Source organism: Streptomyces sp. NPDC042371 (assembly GCF_056437465.1).
On the sequence record NZ_JBWKAP010000014.1, the window covers coordinates 30,083 to 46,311 of the forward strand.

Below are 16,229 nucleotides of genomic sequence, written 5' to 3' on the forward strand. Positions count from 1 at the left end.
GTGTTACTCCCCATGACCCCGCAGCGTGATCCACGGCGCTGGGCCGTCCTCGCGATCCTCTCCGGCAGTCTCCTGCTGATCGCCATGGACACCACGATCCTGAACGTCGCCTTCCCCTCCCTGGTCTCCGATCTGCGTCCCAGCGCCGTGCAGCAGCTGTGGATCATCGACATCTACGCCCTCGTGCTGTCCGGACTCCTCGTGACCGCGGGTGCGCTCGGCGACCGGTGGGGCCGCAAGCGGCTGCTCCTGATCGGCTTCGGCGTCTTCGCCTTCGCCTCGCTGCTCGCCGTCTTCGCGACCGCCGCCTGGCAGGTGATCGCCGCCCGGGCGCTGCTCGGTGCCGGTGGCGCGGCGATCATGCCCGCCACCCTGTCGATCCTGCGGAGGGTCTTCACCGACGCCCGCGAGCGCGCCCTCGCCTATGCGGTGTGGTCGGCCGTCTTCGGTGGCGGCATGGCGCTCGGTCCGGTCATCGGCGGCCTGCTGGTCGAGCACAACGGCTGGCAGTCCGCGTTCCTGATCAACATCCCCGTGGCGCTGGTGATCATCGCGCTCGGTCTGTGGATCCTGCCCGAGTCCCACCAGCCCCGCGAGGGCCGCTGGGACTGGTGGGGCGTCGGACAGTCCGTCGTCGGCATGCTCGCCCTCGCGGGCGGCATCAAGCAGCTCGGCAAGGGCGGCCCCGCCGACCCCGCCGCCTGGGCGCTCCTGGTCGTCGCCGCGGTGACCCTCACGGTCTTCGTACGCCGCCAGCTGCGCCTGGACCACCCGCTGCTGCAGGTGCGCCTCTTCGCGTCCCGTCCCTTCGCCATCGCCGCGGCCTCGATCTTCCTCGGCATGATCGCGCTGGGGTCGGCGCTGTTCCTGATCACCCAGTGGTTCCAGTACGGACAGGGCTACTCCCCGCTGGAGGCGGGCGTCCGGTTGCTGCCCGCGCCGCTCGGCCTGGTGCTCACCTCGCTGGTCACCCCCGCGCTGATGCACCGGCTGCCAATCCGCCACGTCATGGGCGGCGGTCTGCTGATGATGACGGCGGGGCTCGCCCTGCCGTGGCTGCTCCAGCTGTCGGGGCCGCTCGGCTACGGCGAGGTCGCCGTCTCGCTCGCGGTGCTCGGCTGCGGCGTCGGCATCGCGACGACCGCCGCGTCCGTGACGCTGATGGCCGCCACTCCGGCCGAGGACGTCAGCGGCGCCGCGGCGGTCGAGGAGACCTGTTACGAACTAGGCGCCGCGATGGGCGTGGCCGTGCTCGGCAGCATCGCCACCGCGTTGTACCGCGTGAACCTGCCGGACCTCGGTCTCGCGGCCGACACCACGGCGTCCGTGCGCGACTCGATCGGCGAGGCGGCCCGGGTGGCCTCCGAGCTCACGGGCCCGGCCGGTGCCGAGCTCCTGACGCGGGCCGCGGGCGCGTTCACCTCCGGGATGACGCCGACGTTCCTGATGGCGGCCGCGCTGCCGCTGGCCGCCGCGGCGCTCACCTGGGCGAAGATCCCCAAGGGCCTGCGCCCGACGGAGGACGCGCACTGACGTAGGGCGCGCACCGAGCGGTGCGTCGTGTCACAGGCGTCGCAACTGTCAACAACAGCCCCTCACTTCACGCCTATCATCTGTTCGGCCCCGGATCCCGCACTGGAGCGGACCCGGGGCCGACACATGCTCGTCAGTGAGAGGACAACGGGGAATTGAGTTCCATACGTAAGCGCGGCGCACGCAAGCGCCGCATGGCGATGGCCGCAGTGGGCGCCGCTGCGGCCGTCGTGGCGGGGGTCCAGCTCTCGCCCGTCGCGTTCGGCACCGGCGGCGGCGACGAGAAGCCGACGGCGGCCCACCCGGCCGCCGAGGCGGCGGACTTCGGCGCCACCCGCTCGGACGGCACGTCGTTCGAGGACGGCACCATGTCGCTGAAGTCGGCGCCCGCAGCGCGTTCGTCGGCCTCGTCGGGGCAGGCCGCCGCGGCCGCCCCGCACGGCACGGGCTGGAATTCGGGCGGCGCGTCCAAGTACCTCGCCACCGGCTACACCATCAAGTTCTACGACAAGAAGTCCGCCGACTGGCTCGCGCCCTACGTGAAGAAGTCCGCCGCGGACCTCCAGCGCGTCACGACGCTCCCCATCAGTGTCGATACGCAGCCGGTGGGCTGGGGCTACGTCCGGCCCAAGGGCGAGATCGTCGTCGGCGTCCTGCACCGGCCCTGCGTGCCCCCGGCCGACGGCGGCTCCACGGGCTGGAAGGTGGTCCGCGACGGGTCCGGCAGCAAGAGCCTGAGCTGCGGCTTCTACGCCTCGTCCGTCGCCGACACGGTGACCAGCGGGCACGCGTACATCGACGACGAGTTCCTCACCGCGAGCGGCAAGCCCGCCCCGTCCATGGGCGAGACCTACTTCCGCAACCACATCAGCCACGAGCTCGGGCACACGATGGGCCTCGGGCACGCCAACCGCAGCGCGACCCGCGGCGACTGCGTCAAGGGTTCGGACTCCGGCCAGTTCCCGGTGATGTGCACGCCCACCACCGCGTACCAGGACAAGCGCGCGGGCACCTACGTCCAGCAGTACGACATGCAGGGCCTGCGTTACCTCGCCAAGGGCGGCGGCGCCGCGCTGCCCCCGCAGGGCAAGGTGACCGGCATCGGCAGCAAGTGCCTGGACACCAAGGGCGGCAAGGCGGCCAACGGCACCCAGATCCAGATCTACACCTGCAACAAGGGTGCCGGGCAATCCTGGATCCTCCAGAAGGACGGCTCGATCCGCGCCCTGGGCAAGTGCCTGGACAACTACCGCAACGCGAGCACCAACGGCAACAAGATCTCCCTCTCGGACTGCACCGGCGGCGCCTCCCAGCGCTGGAAGGTCAACACCAAGGGGCAGATCGTGCACGTCGCGTCCGGCAAGGTCCTCGATGTGAAGGGCGGCTCCACCGCCAACAGCACCAAGGTCCAGCTGTCCACGGCGAACACGTACAAGCGCCAGGTCTGGGTCACGCCCAAGTAGCGCGCCGGGGTGGGCGGGCGCGTCCGCGGGAGCAGCCGAAGCGGCTACAGTCACCTGCGATCAACCCCGCCCACCTGGGAGAACCTCGGACCATGGCCGTCGACGAACTCGACACCCGCATCCTCCGGCTGCTCCTCGAACAGCCCCGCACCAGCCTGCGCGAGTACGCCCGCGTCCTCGGCATCGCCCGCGGCACCCTGCAGGCCAGGCTCGACCGCATGGAGCGGGACGGCGTGATCACCGGCACGGGCCCCTTCCTCTCCCCCGCCGCGCTCGGCCACCCCGTGCTCGCCTTCGTCCACATCGAGGTCACACAGGGACACCTGGACGAGGTGGGCGACGCGCTCGCCGCCGTGCCGGAGATCATCGAGGCGCACTCGATCACGGGCGGCGGCGATCTGCTGACCCGCGTCGCGGCCCGCGACAACGGGCACCTGGAGGACGTCATCCAGCAGCTGATCAACCTGCCGGGCGTGGTGCGCACCCGGACGGAGATGGCGCTGCGGGAGCGGGTGCCGCACCGGCTGCTCCCGCTGGTCGAATCGGTCGGCAGGTCGGCCACCGGGCAGGGTTGACCAGGCGGTTTGGCATGCTGGAGGTCATGAGCACCTTCGGCAGAACCTCGGTCGTCTTCGACCTCGACGGCACCCTCGTGGACAGCGAGCCCAACTACTACGAAGCCTCGCGGGCCCTGCTCGCCGAGCGCACGGGCCGGGAGTACACCTGGGCCGACAACGAGCAGTACGTCGGCATCAGTTCCCACGAGACGCTCGCGCTCTGGCAGCGGAAGTACGGGATCGCGGCATCGGTGGCCGACCTCCTCGCCGACCTCGACCGCCGCTATCTGGCGCTGGCCCGCGCCGACACCCCGGTCTATCCGGAGATGCGCAAGCTCGTCGAGCAGCTGCACGACGCGGGGGTGCCGATGGCCGTGGCGTCCGGTTCCTCGCGCGTGGCCATCGAGGCGATCCTGGCCGGTACGGGCCTGGACGCCCGGCTGACCACGTTCGTCTCCGCCGAGGAGGTCCCGCGCGGCAAGCCCGCGCCTGACGTGTTCCTTGCGGCGGCCGCGCTGCTCGGCGCTGAGCCCGCGGACTGCGTGGTCTTCGAGGACGCGGCGCCGGGGGCCGCGGCGGCGCACGCGGCGGGCATGCGCTGTGTCGCGGTCCCCTACGTCGCCGCCCACGCGGACGACCCGGCCTTCGCCGCCGCGGAGCTGCTGTTCCGGGGCGGCCAGCACGAGTTCACGGCGCAGGCCGCGCTGGACGTGCTTGCGGCGGGCCGGGAGCGGTGAGGGCGGCGCCTCACACCAGCTCGGGCTGCGGTTCCGGCTTCTGTGCGGGCACGGGCTTCGGCTCCCAGAGCCGGGTGGTCCACAGATAGCCCTGGATCACCGAGGCCATCGCCAGGATGAGCAGCGGTCCGGCCAGCCACGGGTACTCGGCCATCTGCATCGGCAGATAGCGGTACGAGACCAGGAGCGCGGCGAAGACGCCCGTGCCGTAGGCGACCAGCCGGATGCCCGCCCGGTCCCAGCCCCGGTCGAAGGAGCGCAGGGCCGCGTCGATGGTGAACGCGAACACGACACCGGCGATGAGGTCCGCGCCGTAGTGGTAGCCGAAGCCCAGGGTGGCGCCGAGCGTGGCGACCAGCCAGAAGGTGCCCGCGTAGCGCAGCAGGCGCGGGCCCTTGCGGGAGTGGATGAAGATCGCGGTGGCCCATGCCGTGTGCAGGCTCGGCATGCAGTTGCGCGGGGTGATCCCGTCGTACGGCATCGCGTGCGGGGTGCTGACCGGCGGCGGTGTGTGCGGCCACAGGTCGGCGAGCGCCCAGTGCTGGCCGCCGGTGCCGAACGCGCCGTCCCCGTAGGCGAAGATCGGTCCGACCACCGGGAAGATCATGTAGATGGCGGGTCCGACCAGGCCGATCACCAGGAAGGTACGCACCAGGTAGTGGCCAGGGAAGCGGCCGTCCCTCGCGACGTTGCGCAGCTGGTACAGCGAGACGCAGACCGCGGCCACCGCGAGCTGGATGTAGACCCAGTCGAGGACGTGCGAGCCGACCGGTCCCGTGGCCTCGACCATCCGGCCCACCAGCCACGACGGGTTGCCCAGCGCATGGTCGGCGACGGCCACGTACGGGTCGAGCACCGTCGGGCGGGTCTTCGACGTGATCAGTAGCCAGGCGTCACCGGTCTTGCGGCCCGCCACGAGCAGCAGGCCGAGCCCGACACCCTTCAGGAGCAGCACCCGTGCCGGTCCCGTGCGGCGCGAGACGGCGATGACGCCGCAGCCCAGAATCACCCACAGCGCACCGTTGCCGAACATCTGGTCGGCGCCGACCATCCAGCGCACCAGGAAGAAGACGACGTCGATGCCGATCGCGACACCGGCGGCGATGAGCCGTTGCCGCCAGGTGAGCACCACCATCATCAGCGCCATGCTGGCGTACAGCAGCGGCCCCGACTTCGGCGCGAAGATCACTTCACTTGCCTGGTTGGCGATCGGCCCCGGCAGGCCGTAGTGCCGCGCGGCGATCTCCAGCGCGACGAGGAACCCGAGGGTCACCAGGCCGGCCGCGCCCCACAGCATCACCCGGGGCTTGCGCAGCGCCGAGAGCAGCTGTGAGCGGTCTTTGCGCGGAGATATCCGCGGTGCTTTAGCTATCAATTTCTGGCCGTTTGTTAGGTGCGTGGGCTGAACAGCTCACTCTCGCCGGGGGCCGGATCATGCTATCCGAGCCCGGCGCCGGTCAGGCGGCTCCGGCCACTCGCTCGGAGGTGAGCAGCTCCGCCAGGCGTTCACCCAGCGGCGTTGGCCCAATGAGGCCAGAAGGACGCATCCGCCATCGCCGGTCCCGTCGGGTGAAGTACGGCAGTAGGGCGGGCGTCAGGCCAACACGTTGCGAGGCACCAGCCCTACCTCCGCTCGCGCGGAGAGCGCAGAACCACGCCCCCCGGCGGTGAAGCACGCCTCGCCGGGTATCCACACGCGATCGACGACGACTGTCTGCCTGGCCGGGAAACGAAAATCTATGTTGGCTGGAGTAGACATCAGGTGGTGGTGTGGCTATGGTTTCTCTCGTAGCCAGAGAGACAAGCAGGGCCCGGCAGAGACGAACTGCCGGGCAGCAGTATCCGCAGTTGCAGTTCGCAGGACGGTGCGGCAGTGGAGTTCCGAAGCCAGATTTGTTGCAGAACGGCGACGGGGCTGACCGCCGGACCGGGCAGCCCGCAGTGATCAGGGGCCGCCTGAGCAGTGCCAGTTCAGAAAGTGCAGTTCGCGGTACCCAGCAGTGCAGGAAGTGAGCAGGACCTTGGTGAAGGCGTCGGCTGCGGGCGCGCGCACCGGGAAGTTCGTGCGACAGGAGTACGAGCAGTAGGTAAGTGATTGATCCCAGAGGGAAGAGCGAAGGAGCCAGGCACCATCAGGATCGCCCGGACGAACGTCTTGAGTCCGGGTACCGCAGGACATCGATAGTGAGGTGGTCTCCGGTCAAGCAACCGCGATCCCCGCAGCCCCGACGACTTCCAGGTCGGGTCGGCGGACACAGAAGGCCGGCGCAGTATCAGGGTCGGCAGATGGTGTAGCAGTTCCTTCGGGGCCCGGGTGCCGTACGGCATCCGGGCCCCTCCACGTGCTCCCGCCCCAGAGAACCCGACGGCTGCAGACTGGGGGGCGCCGCTGCCGTGGTCGCGCCCACCGAGCCGTGCATGACGACCGCTCCTGCCGGAACACTGTGTCGCGGGTGGGCCAATATCTATTACCGCGAGACGAGAGTTAAATGTATCGCGCGGACAGCATGTTTATCGCAGCAAACAAATTCGCCCTATCCGCCGCACACGGGCCGCTACCCCGTGCTACTGTCGATCCCAGTTGCAGTTGTGGTTCCCAAAAATTTCAACGCTTACGCCAGCTTTTACTGCGGGAAGCGTTTTGTATTTCCGGTTGCTCTCCGGGCGGGGCATCATCGCGGCGACCCGGTATCCGTGGATTGCGGGTTCCGGCGTACTGCCCCACAAGGAGATATGACATGGCGTCAGGCACTGTGAAGTGGTTCAACGCGGCCAAGGGTTTCGGCTTCATCGAACAGGACGGCGGAGGCGCCGACGTGTTCGCCCACTTCTCGAACATCGCCGCCGAGGGCTTCCGTGAGCTACTCGAAGGCCAGCAGGTCACCTTCGACATCGCACCGAGCCAGAAGGGCCCGACGGCCGAGAACATCGTTCCCGCCTGACGCTGACACGCACTTCGTAGCTGGGGCCCGCATCCCTCGGGGTGCAGGCCCCAGCTACGAGCATTTCCCTCAGTGACGCCACCCGTGAGACAGCGCGTCACCCATTTCCTCGCCTGCGCCCCGCACCGAATTTACCGCGTGGCGAATTCGCTTTCACATTCCACTTCGGCCCGTCCTTGTGATTCCCCGCGCTTTTCTTCCGCTGCGGGAATTCCTTGATGCGTGCCGTATCAAGGAAGGTTCTCAAATGAACCCCACGCGTACGAACGACCGCACCTCCTGGACCCGCCGCACCGGCGGCCCCGCCTTCCGTTCCGACGCCGGTTCGGGCCGGGGCAACCGCTTCGGCTCGCCCGCCCCGAGCCGCTCGGCCGGCCGCGGTCGGCGGCCCGCCGTGGTCCAGGGCGAGTTCGCCCTGCCGAAGACGATCACTCCCGCACTGCCCGCGGTCGAGGCGTTCGCCGACCTCCACATGCCCGCCCAGCTGCTCGCCGCGCTGACCGCGCAGGGCCTGAGCGTCCCGTTCCCGATCCAAGGCGCGACCCTGCCCAACACCCTCGCGGGCCGCGACGCCCTGGGACGTGGGCGCACCGGATCCGGCAAGACCCTCGCCTTCGGCCTGGCCCTGCTGGCCCGCACGGCCGGACAGCGCGCGGAGCCCCGCCAGCCGCTGGCCCTGGTCCTCGTCCCCACGCGTGAGCTGGCCCAGCAGGTGACGGACGCACTCACCCCCTACGCCCGCTCGGTGAAGCTGCGCCTGGCCACCGTCGTGGGCGGCATGTCGATCGGCAGGCAGGCCAATGCGTTGCGGGGCGGCGCCGAAGTCGTGGTCGCCACGCCGGGGCGGCTCAAGGACCTCATCGACCGCGGTGACTGCCGGCTGAACCAGGTTGCGATCACCGTCCTCGACGAGGCCGATCAGATGGCTGACATGGGCTTCATGCCTCAGGTCACCGCGCTCCTGGACCAGGTGCGCCCCGAAGGCCAGCGGATGCTGTTCTCCGCCACCCTCGACCGCAACGTCGACCGCCTGGTCCGCCGCTACCTCACCGACCCCGTCGTCCACTCCGTCGACCCGTCCGCCGGTGCGGTCACCACGATGGAGCACCACGTGCTCCACGTGCAGGGTGCCGACAAGCACCGCACGACCACCGAGATCGCGGCCCGCGACGGCCGGGTGATCATGTTCCTGGACACCAAGCACGCCGTCGACCGGCTCACCCAGGACCTGCTGAACAGCGGCGTGCGGGCCGCCGCCCTGCACGGCGGCAAGTCGCAGCCCCAGCGCACCCGGACCCTGAACCAGTTCAAGACCGGACACGTCACCGTGCTCGTGGCCACGAACGTCGCCGCCCGCGGTATCCACGTCGACGACCTCGACCTCGTCGTCAACATCGACCCGCCGACCGACCACAAGGACTACCTCCATCGAGGCGGCCGCACCGCGCGGGCCGGCGAGTCAGGCAGCGTCGTCACCCTGGTCACCCCCAACCAGCGCCGCGACATGACCCGCCTCATGGCCGCCGCGGGCATCGTGCCCCAGATCACCCAGGTCCGCATCGGCGAAGAGGCCCTGAACCGGATCACCGGCGCCCGGACACCCTCCGGCACCCCCGTCACGATCACTGCGCCGGCGGCCGAGCGGCGCAAGCGCAGCGCATCCTCACGCGGCCGACGCGGCCCCGCCTCGGCTGCCCGGCGCACGAACGTGCGGCAGACCTCCTTCGACGCGGCGGCGGCCTAGAAACTCCGTGATCAAGAAACTGACCCACCACTGCAGGAGGCACCTTTTGACGCTGGTCCAGATGCAGCCCCGCTCGACGAATGACATCCCCACGGACGGAAGGACGGCCGACGTCATGGACACCGGCGCACCGCAGGTCTGCGACGACATGACCGTCGAGGTCGCCCTGTCCGTCATGGCCGCTGCCCGCACGGGTCGGCTGGTCGTCTGCGACCAGGACGGCCAGTGCACCGGCCTGGTCGCCCACGCCGAACTCACCGCACTCCGCGACAGCTCCGCCTACACGGACCGCGTCCGCCTGCGCGACCTCCTCGGCGACCACCGGTCGCGCACCTCACCCGTGACCACGATGGCCGAAGCCGAGCACGCGATGCGTATCCGCCGGCTCGGCGCCCTGCCGACGGCCGACGAGCGGGACGGTGCGCTGGGAGTTCTTGCTCTCTCCTGTTGAACCGTCTCACCCCGGCCGGCAAGTTCGGGTTCTTACTCTCTGCGAGGTCACATGCGCTGCATCATCGCCCGCTTCCCCTTCGAACTCACCAAGGCCGGCGTGCTGGAGTCGATGAAGGGCATCAAGCCCGAGCCGGGCACCGGCGAATCCGTCATCATCGGCCGACGCCACTACCCCGTGAAGCAAGTCGGCCAGGTCGTCACCCACCAGGACCGACGTGACTTCAGCTCCGCCGAAGTCCTGCGGGCCATGGAACAGCTCGGCTTCACCTGCCGCGCTCGCCCCAAGGCCGCGCCCGTACGCGTCCTGAGCCCGTTCCAGCATGCGTCCGCGATGCTCGGCACTCCTGCGTCCATCTGACCGAGGGAGCCGACACCGGGGAACTGCGCGACCAGCCACAGCGGTCCCGCGGGCGGACGCGTTCAGGCAGCCGCGGCCTCGTCCGCACCCGTCCCCGGATCGACGATGTGCCGCAGGGCCGCGACCCGCTCCGTCCGGCCGGAGGCCGAGAGCAGCGCCGCGAGGACGGCGCTCCGCGCCTGTCCGGCACGCAGGGTTCCGGTGAGCACCGCTCCGGCGGCCGCGAGGTCGACGGCCCCGCCGTGCGTGTAGATCTCGGTGACGGGGCCGCCCTGGACGCGGGTGGTGAGGGCGACCAGGACACCCTTGTCGATGGCGTCGGTGACGGCGCCGACGAACTCGGGGGTCGCGTTGCCCGCGCCGGTGGCGACGAGCACGATGCCCTGGGCGCCCGCCACGACGGCCGTCTCCACGAAGAGCGGGTCGGCGTCCACGTGGTGCATGACCATGTCGATGCGCGGCAGGGTCGCGTCGGCCGCGGGCAGCGGCAGCGGCTCGGGGCGCGCCGGGCGGTGCAGGATCGAGACCTTGCCGAAGCCGACCTTGCCGACGGGCGGCCCCGACGGGTCGGCGAAGGCGTCGGCGGCGAGGGTCTGGGTCTTCACGGTGCCGCGTGCGGCGTGCACCTTGCCGTCGAAGACGACCAGCACGCCGAGGTCGCGCACCGTCGCGGCGGTGAGCAGCGCGTCGTAGAGGTTGCCGGGGCCGTCGCCGTCCTCGGCGCCGAGCGGCTTCTGGGCGCCGGTGAAGACGACCGGCCGGGGGTCGTCGTGGTGCAGGTCGAGGAGGAAGGCGGACTCCTCCAGGGTGTCCGTGCCGTGGGTGACGACGATGCCGTCGACGCCGGGGTCGGCGAGGACCTCGTGCACGGTGCGCAGGAGGGTGAGCTGCTGGGCGGAGGTCAGCCGCGGGCTGTTCACGTTGAACAGGTCGATGACCTCGGAGGTGATGGCGTGGGGTATCGCGGCCGTGGCGAGCACCTCGTGGCCGGGGGCGTCGGCGGCGAAGCCGGTCCCCTGCCAGCGGCTGGCGATCGTCCCGCCGGTGCTGATGACGACGATCCTGCGCGCCTGTGCTTCCACGTCTGCGTACCTCCCAGGGAACCCGAGGAACATCAGCCCCCTGAGCAGTGGGCAGCCTCGTCGCAAGGATAGATCGAACATTACGCAATGTGCTCGCCAAAATCGGACGTCTGTGCAACACACGTGGTGGATAATTGCGCCATGGACGAGATCGATCGCAACATCTTGCGTGAGCTGCAGAACGACGGGCGGCTGACCAATCAGGAACTCGCCGCGCGGGTCGGCCTCAGCGCCTCGCCCTGCATGCGCCGGGTGCGCCAACTGGAGCTCGACGGCGTGATCCAGGGGTACCGCGCGGTCGTCGCCCCGGAAGCGGTCGGCAGGGGCTTCGAGGTGCTCGTCTCCATCGAGGTGCGCCGCGACCGCGAGACCGTCGAGGCCTTCGAGGCGGCACTCCAGGACATTCCGGATGTCATCGAGGCGCACCGCCTGTTCGGCAGCCCCGGCTGCCTGCTGCGCATCGCGGTCGCCGACCTCGCCGCGTACGAGCGGCTCTGGATCGAGCGGCTCACCACGCTGGCGGGAGTCACCGAGGTCAACTCCCAGATCATCATGAAGCGCATCAAGGAACCCCAGGGCCTGCCGGTGGACGGCTGACTCCCCTCTGGTACAGACCTATTGACGCCTGGTCTGTACCAGCCTAAGTTGACGCACCGCACGAGGCACGTCTCCAGATCCACTCCGCATCCAGGGAGCACCGCGTGATCGGTCGGACGTTACGCCTGCTGGGGTCTGCCCTGGCACTGGTCTGTGTCGCACAACTGCCGGCCGCCGCGGCGGCCCACGAGCCCGCCGCACCACAGGCCGACACCTGCGCGATCAAGCCGAAACCCGCGGGCAAGGTGCTCCAGGGGTACTGGGAGAACTGGGACGGCGCGTCCAACGGCGTGCACCCGCCGTTCGGCTGGACCCCCATCACCGACAGCCGCATGAAGCAGCACGGCTACAACGTCATCAACGCGGCCTTCCCCGTCATCCGCTCCGACGGCACCGTCCTGTGGGAGGACGGCATGGACGCGACGGTGAAGGTCGCGACCCCCGCCGAGATGTGCCAGGCGAAGGCGGACGGCGCCACCATCCTGATGTCCATCGGCGGCGCCGCGGCGGGCATCGACCTGAGCTCAAGCAAGGTCGCCGACCGCTTCGTCGAGACGATCGTGCCGATCCTGAAGAAGTACAACTTCGACGGCATCGACATCGACATCGAGACGGGCCTGGTGGGCAGCGGCAACATCAACCAGCTCTCGCCCTCGCAGTCCAACCTGATCCGCATCATCGACGGCGTGCTCGCCCGCATGCCCGCGGGCTTCGGCCTGACGATGGCCCCCGAGACGGCGTACGTCACCGGCGGCAGCGTCGTCTACGGCTCGATCTGGGGCGCGTACCTGCCGATCGTCAAGAAGTACGCGGACAACGGCCGCCTGTGGTGGCTCAACATGCAGTACTACAACGGCAGCATGTACGGCTGCTCCGGCGACTCCTACTCCGCGGGCACCGTGCAGGGCTTCACCGCCCAGACCGACTGCCTCAACAAGGGCCTGACCATCCAGGGCACCACGATCAAGGTCCCCTACGACAAGCAGGTCCCCGGCCTCCCCGCCCAACCGGGCGCAGGCGGCGGCTACATGTCCCCGAGCCTTGTCTCCCAGGCCTGGAACCACTACAACGGCGCCCTCAAGGGCCTGATGACCTGGTCCATCAACTGGGACGGCTCGAAGGGCTGGACGTTCGGCGACAACTTCAACCGGCTGACCTGACCTGCGGGCCCGTGTCGGCACCGGGGATCGGGAGCCTCGGACCGGATGTCGGGGGTGAACCCCGCGGCGGCGCACGCGGCGACGAAGTCGTCCCGCCAGACGTGGTCCTGGCCGTCCTCGACGGCGACCCAGGGCAGCCCGTCGAGATCCCCGGGCAGCAACTCCGCCGCCTCGGCGAGCGGATGACCGCTGGGCACGGCCAGGAGCAGCGGGTCCTCGAGCAGGAGCTCACCGCGCAGATCCGGGTCGCCCGCGGGCGGCGTCTCCGGCACCAGGGCGATGTCCAGGCCGCGTTGGCGCAGCCCCTCGAACTGCTCGGCGGCGGTCAGGGCGTAGAGCGCCCACGTGGATGCCGGGGCGGCCCTCGTTGAGCGTGCGCAGGGACGTCCGCAGCAGGCCGGTGTGCATGGCGTCGCTCACCTATCCCACGCACAGCCCGCCCTCGTCGCCGCGGCCGAGGCGACGGCCGAGGTTCTCCAGGCGGTCCGCGTGCCGCAGCAGGGCCGTGGCCTCGGCGAGGAAGACCCGGCCGTCGGAGGAGAACGACCGTGGCCTCCACCTCCGTCAGCCGCACGGTGCCCGCCTCGCCAAAGCAGGCGTGGGACCTCATCGGCGGATTCGACGGCCTGGAGGCCCTACACGAGTCGCTCACCGCCTGCCCCCCTTCGGGATCTTCGGCCCCTGGTGTCCCCACCGTTGTCTGCCTACGGTGGGGACACTTCCGTCAGGTCGAGCACGCTCGACAGCACCGTCTGCAACACCGCCGGTGCCCCGCGAGGCCGTTCAGGGTGTCGTCGCCGCTCAGCCGCGCCTGAAGACCGCGACCGTGCGCGCGGGGACGGTGAAGGTGCCCGAACTCCTCTCGTACGTCGATGACTTGACGGTCCGGTCGGCGCCGGAGGCCTGCACGGGGTGCAGGGCATACCGGTCGCCCTCGGCCGCGCCGACCCGCTGCCGCTGCGTCCGCGGGCTCGCGTTGAAGACGACCACGAGGTCGCCGAGCCGCATGGTGATGACGCCGGGCGTCTCCGCCTCGGTGCCGGACAGCGGGAAGGAGAGCTCCGACTGCACCCGCCCCGCCGTGGCGAGGGAGAACTCCGGCTCGGTCGTCCGGATCCTCAGCAGGTCCTGGTACGCGGCCGACGTGCCGTTGATCTCCGCGCAGCCCGGGGTGAGCGCGGCCGCGGACGACAACAGGGGCTTGGCGTAAGGCCACTTGTCCCTGTTGTCGGCGGCCGGGGGCAGACCGCGGCCGAAGCCGTTGCCCGCACGGCAGTCCCAGTTGATCGTGTTGAACCAGTCGCCGCTGTCGAAGGAGTTGCGGTCCAGGGACTTGGAGCGCAGCAGATCCGTGCCCGCCTGGGAGAGCGCAGGGCCCTGGGAGAGGGAGGCGGTCGCCATGGCGAGGACCTGCAGGCGGGCGCGGTCGGCCATCGCCGTGCCCTTGGGCAGCTTGAAGGCGAGCGCGTCGTAGAGCGATTCGTTGTCGTGTGCGTCGGCGTAGGAGAGGGCGTCGCCGGGCTTCGCCGCGTATCCGGCCGGGGCGCCGTTGTAGTCGACGTCCGCTCCCCGGACCGTGCGACCGGCCGAGTCCTTGAAGGTGAAGCCCGCGAGGTTGCCGGACAGGCCGACCTTGATGAGGTCCTGGTAGTGCAGGAGGCGGGCCTTCTGTTCGGCCGGAGTGCCGTTCGCCTTAGCGGAGTTGGGGTCGGTGTACAGGCCGGTGGCGAAGCCCTGGACGCCCGGGTCCTCGTCGAACGGGCCCCCGCCGCGCAGCGCGTCGCGCGAGCGGTCGGAGAACGTCGCGATGCCGGTGCCCGCCATGTTCTTCTGGGTGGCCTGGACGAAGCGGGCGTCGTCGGCGACCTCGCCGAAGTTCCACCCTTCCCCGTACAGGACGATGCTCTTCCCGTCGACGCCGTCCTTCGCCGGGGTCAGCGCGTCGAGCGCCTTGCGGACGGCGAGGATGTTGGCCTTGGGGTGGTGTCCCATCAGGTCGAAGCGGAAGCCGTCGACCTTGTACTGCTTGGCCCAGGTGACGATCGAGTCGACGACGAGCTTGCCCATCATCGTGTTCTCGGGCGCCGTGTTGGCGCAGCAGGTCGAGGTGGCGACCGCGCCGTCGGCGTCCAGGCGCTGGTAGTAGCCGGGCACGATCTTGTCGAGCACGGACTTGTCGGCCTGGCCGCTCGCGACGGTGTGGTTGTAGACGACGTCCATCACCGTGCGCAGGCCCGAGCCGTTGAGTCCCTGCACCATCCTGCGGAACTCCACCGTGCGGCGGGTGCCCTCGGGGTCGCTCGCGTAGGACCCCTCAGGGACCGTGTAGTGCAGCGGGTCGTAGCCCCAGTTGTACGGGTCCTTGCCCGCGCTCTTGGTGACGCACGCCTGCTGTTCGTCGGAGTCGGGGGCGTACGCGGGCAGGTCGCAGTCGGGGGTGGCCTGGTCGGCGGCGCGTTCGGGGACGGTGCCGATGTCGAAGACGGGCAGCAGGTGTACGTACGACGTGCCGGAGCGGGCGAGACGGCGCAGGTGCTTCATGCCGTCGGACTTCTTGTCCGTGAACGCCAGGTACTGGCCCGGGTGGTCCGACGTGCGGTCCGCGACGGAGAAGTCCCGGACGTGCAGCTCCTGGATCTGGGCGTCGCGCAGCGGGGTCGCCTTCGGCTTGCGCAGCCTGTCCCAGCCCTTGGGGGCGAGCTTCGGGTCGGCCAGGTCGACGGCGAGGCTGCGCTCGGAGCCGGTGGTGAGAGCGGTGGAGTAGGGGTCGGTGACCTTGTTGGTGACGACCTTGCGGACGCTCGGCGCCCACACCTCGACGACGTAACGGTAGGCCTTGCCCGACCAGCTGCCGGGCCCGGTCGCCGACCAGACCCCGGAGGCGTGGTCCCGGTGCATCTTCACCGTGCGGCCGCCGATGTCGAGGGAGACCTGCTGGGCGGTGGGGGCCCAGACGGCGAGGGTGACGCGGCCGTGCGCGAAGCGGGGGCCGAGCGTGGCCTCGGCGGCGGCCCGGCCGTACAGGTCATCGAGGATGCCCTGGGTCTGTACGCCGGTGGCGGAGCGCAGGGTGCCGTCGGCGGACCGGGCGGTGGCGACGAGCTGGCCGATCAGGGCGGCGCGGATCCGGTCGCGGTCACGGGGGTCGACGGTGAAGGCGGCGTAGCCCTTGAGGTGCGGGAACTTGGCTTTCTGGGCGTCGGTGAGGCCGCCATCGACCGGCGCGAGGCGCAGTCGGTGCGCCGCGGCTCCCCCGATGTCGCCCTCCTCGACCGTGAGGCCGCCGCGGGGTGCGTACAGGAGCTCGTGGCGGCTCCCCGTGCCCGTGTCCCAGGCGAGGGTGTTCCTGTCGATCCACTGGGCCCGTGACTTCGACAGGTCCAGTGGATCGGCCTGCTCGGCCGCGGCGGACGGCGTCGACGCTGCCATCGGTACGGCCGTCGCGGTCAGGGGCACGGTGGCGGCGAGCAGGGCGAGGGCCACGGTCACGGCGGCGCGGCGCGGGGAGCCGGTCACGGCGGTTTCTCCTTGAGGGGTGGGGAAGAGAGGTGCGGCCGCCCGGCAGCGGGGACACGGATGGGCCGGGCGGCCGGTCTTGGGGGG

13 protein-coding genes and 1 pseudogene are annotated in these 16,229 nt (G+C 70.4%); 10 read left to right on the top strand and 4 right to left on the bottom strand.

What is annotated here, in order from left to right; translation table 11 throughout:
• Positions 1 to 12 precede the first annotated feature (12 nt).
• The 4 genes from AC068B_RS33560 to AC068B_RS33575 all read left to right on the top strand — a co-directional run bounded on the left by AC068B_RS33560 (position 13) and on the right by AC068B_RS33575 (position 4,290).
• Positions 13 to 1,533: an MFS transporter gene (locus tag AC068B_RS33560; protein WP_478675313.1), complete on the top strand. Its 1,521-nt coding sequence runs from the start codon at positions 13 to 15 to the stop codon at positions 1,531 to 1,533.
• Between the two features lie 155 nt (positions 1,534 to 1,688).
• Positions 1,689 to 2,996, top strand: coding sequence for a ricin-type beta-trefoil lectin domain protein (locus AC068B_RS33565; protein WP_478675314.1), 1,308 nt, complete (start codon positions 1,689 to 1,691; stop codon positions 2,994 to 2,996).
• 92 nt (positions 2,997 to 3,088) lie between these two features.
• Positions 3,089 to 3,571 (top strand): Lrp/AsnC family transcriptional regulator, encoded by a 483-nt coding sequence (locus tag AC068B_RS33570; RefSeq protein WP_055568291.1) that lies wholly within the window; start codon positions 3,089 to 3,091, stop codon positions 3,569 to 3,571.
• Between the two features lie 26 nt (positions 3,572 to 3,597).
• On the top strand, positions 3,598 to 4,290 hold the full coding sequence (locus AC068B_RS33575; protein ID WP_478675315.1) for an HAD family hydrolase: 693 nt from the start codon (positions 3,598 to 3,600) through the stop codon (positions 4,288 to 4,290).
• Between the two features lie 10 nt (positions 4,291 to 4,300).
• Here AC068B_RS33575 and AC068B_RS33580 read toward each other — a convergent pair whose 3' ends face one another.
• A complete protein-coding gene (locus tag AC068B_RS33580; protein ID WP_478675409.1) occupies positions 4,301 to 5,587 on the bottom strand; it encodes a phosphatase PAP2 family protein in 1,287 nt (428 codons plus the stop codon).
• A gap of 1,441 nt (positions 5,588 to 7,028) precedes the next feature.
• Between AC068B_RS33580 and AC068B_RS33585 the strand changes: the two genes are divergently transcribed.
• The 4 genes from AC068B_RS33585 (at position 7,029) to AC068B_RS33600 (ending at position 9,787) form a co-directional block, all read left to right on the top strand.
• A complete protein-coding gene (locus tag AC068B_RS33585; protein WP_478675316.1) occupies positions 7,029 to 7,232 on the top strand; it encodes a cold-shock protein in 204 nt (67 codons plus the stop codon).
• Between the two features lie 247 nt (positions 7,233 to 7,479).
• Positions 7,480 to 8,976, top strand: coding sequence for a DEAD/DEAH box helicase (locus AC068B_RS33590; RefSeq protein WP_478675317.1), 1,497 nt, complete (start codon positions 7,480 to 7,482; stop codon positions 8,974 to 8,976).
• A 46-nt stretch (positions 8,977 to 9,022) separates the two neighbouring features.
• Positions 9,023 to 9,427 carry a CBS domain-containing protein gene (locus AC068B_RS33595; RefSeq protein ID WP_478675318.1) on the top strand — a complete coding sequence of 135 codons (405 nt, stop codon included), beginning with the start codon at positions 9,023 to 9,025 and terminating at the stop codon, positions 9,425 to 9,427.
• A gap of 51 nt (positions 9,428 to 9,478) precedes the next feature.
• Positions 9,479 to 9,787, top strand: a complete 309-nt coding sequence (locus AC068B_RS33600; RefSeq protein WP_478675319.1) for an SCO5918 family protein — start codon at positions 9,479 to 9,481, stop codon at positions 9,785 to 9,787.
• 62 nt (positions 9,788 to 9,849) lie between these two features.
• Here AC068B_RS33600 and AC068B_RS33605 read toward each other — a convergent pair whose 3' ends face one another.
• Positions 9,850 to 10,869: an asparaginase gene (locus AC068B_RS33605; protein WP_478675320.1), complete on the bottom strand. Its 1,020-nt coding sequence runs from the start codon at positions 10,867 to 10,869 to the stop codon at positions 9,850 to 9,852.
• 141 nt (positions 10,870 to 11,010) lie between these two features.
• Here AC068B_RS33605 and AC068B_RS33610 point away from each other — a divergent pair, with 141 nt between their 5' ends.
• Positions 11,011 to 11,466: an Lrp/AsnC family transcriptional regulator gene (locus AC068B_RS33610; RefSeq protein ID WP_356265659.1), complete on the top strand. Its 456-nt coding sequence runs from the start codon at positions 11,011 to 11,013 to the stop codon at positions 11,464 to 11,466.
• Between the two features lie 104 nt (positions 11,467 to 11,570).
• Positions 11,571 to 12,626 (top strand): chitinase, encoded by a 1,056-nt coding sequence (locus AC068B_RS33615; protein ID WP_478675321.1) that lies wholly within the window; start codon positions 11,571 to 11,573, stop codon positions 12,624 to 12,626.
• Positions 12,627 to 12,649: 23 nt separating this feature from the next.
• Here AC068B_RS33615 and AC068B_RS33620 read toward each other — a convergent pair.
• Both AC068B_RS33620 and pulA read right to left on the bottom strand, forming a co-directional pair.
• Positions 12,650 to 13,166, bottom strand: a pseudogene (locus tag AC068B_RS33620) (LysR substrate-binding domain-containing protein); the annotation flags it as partial.
• Positions 13,167 to 13,427: 261 nt separating this feature from the next.
• Complete coding sequence (gene pulA, locus AC068B_RS33625; RefSeq protein WP_478675322.1) at positions 13,428 to 16,142, bottom strand: pullulanase-type alpha-1,6-glucosidase; 2,715 nt, start codon at positions 16,140 to 16,142, stop codon at positions 13,428 to 13,430.
• Between the last annotated feature and the right edge of the window lie 87 nt (positions 16,143 to 16,229).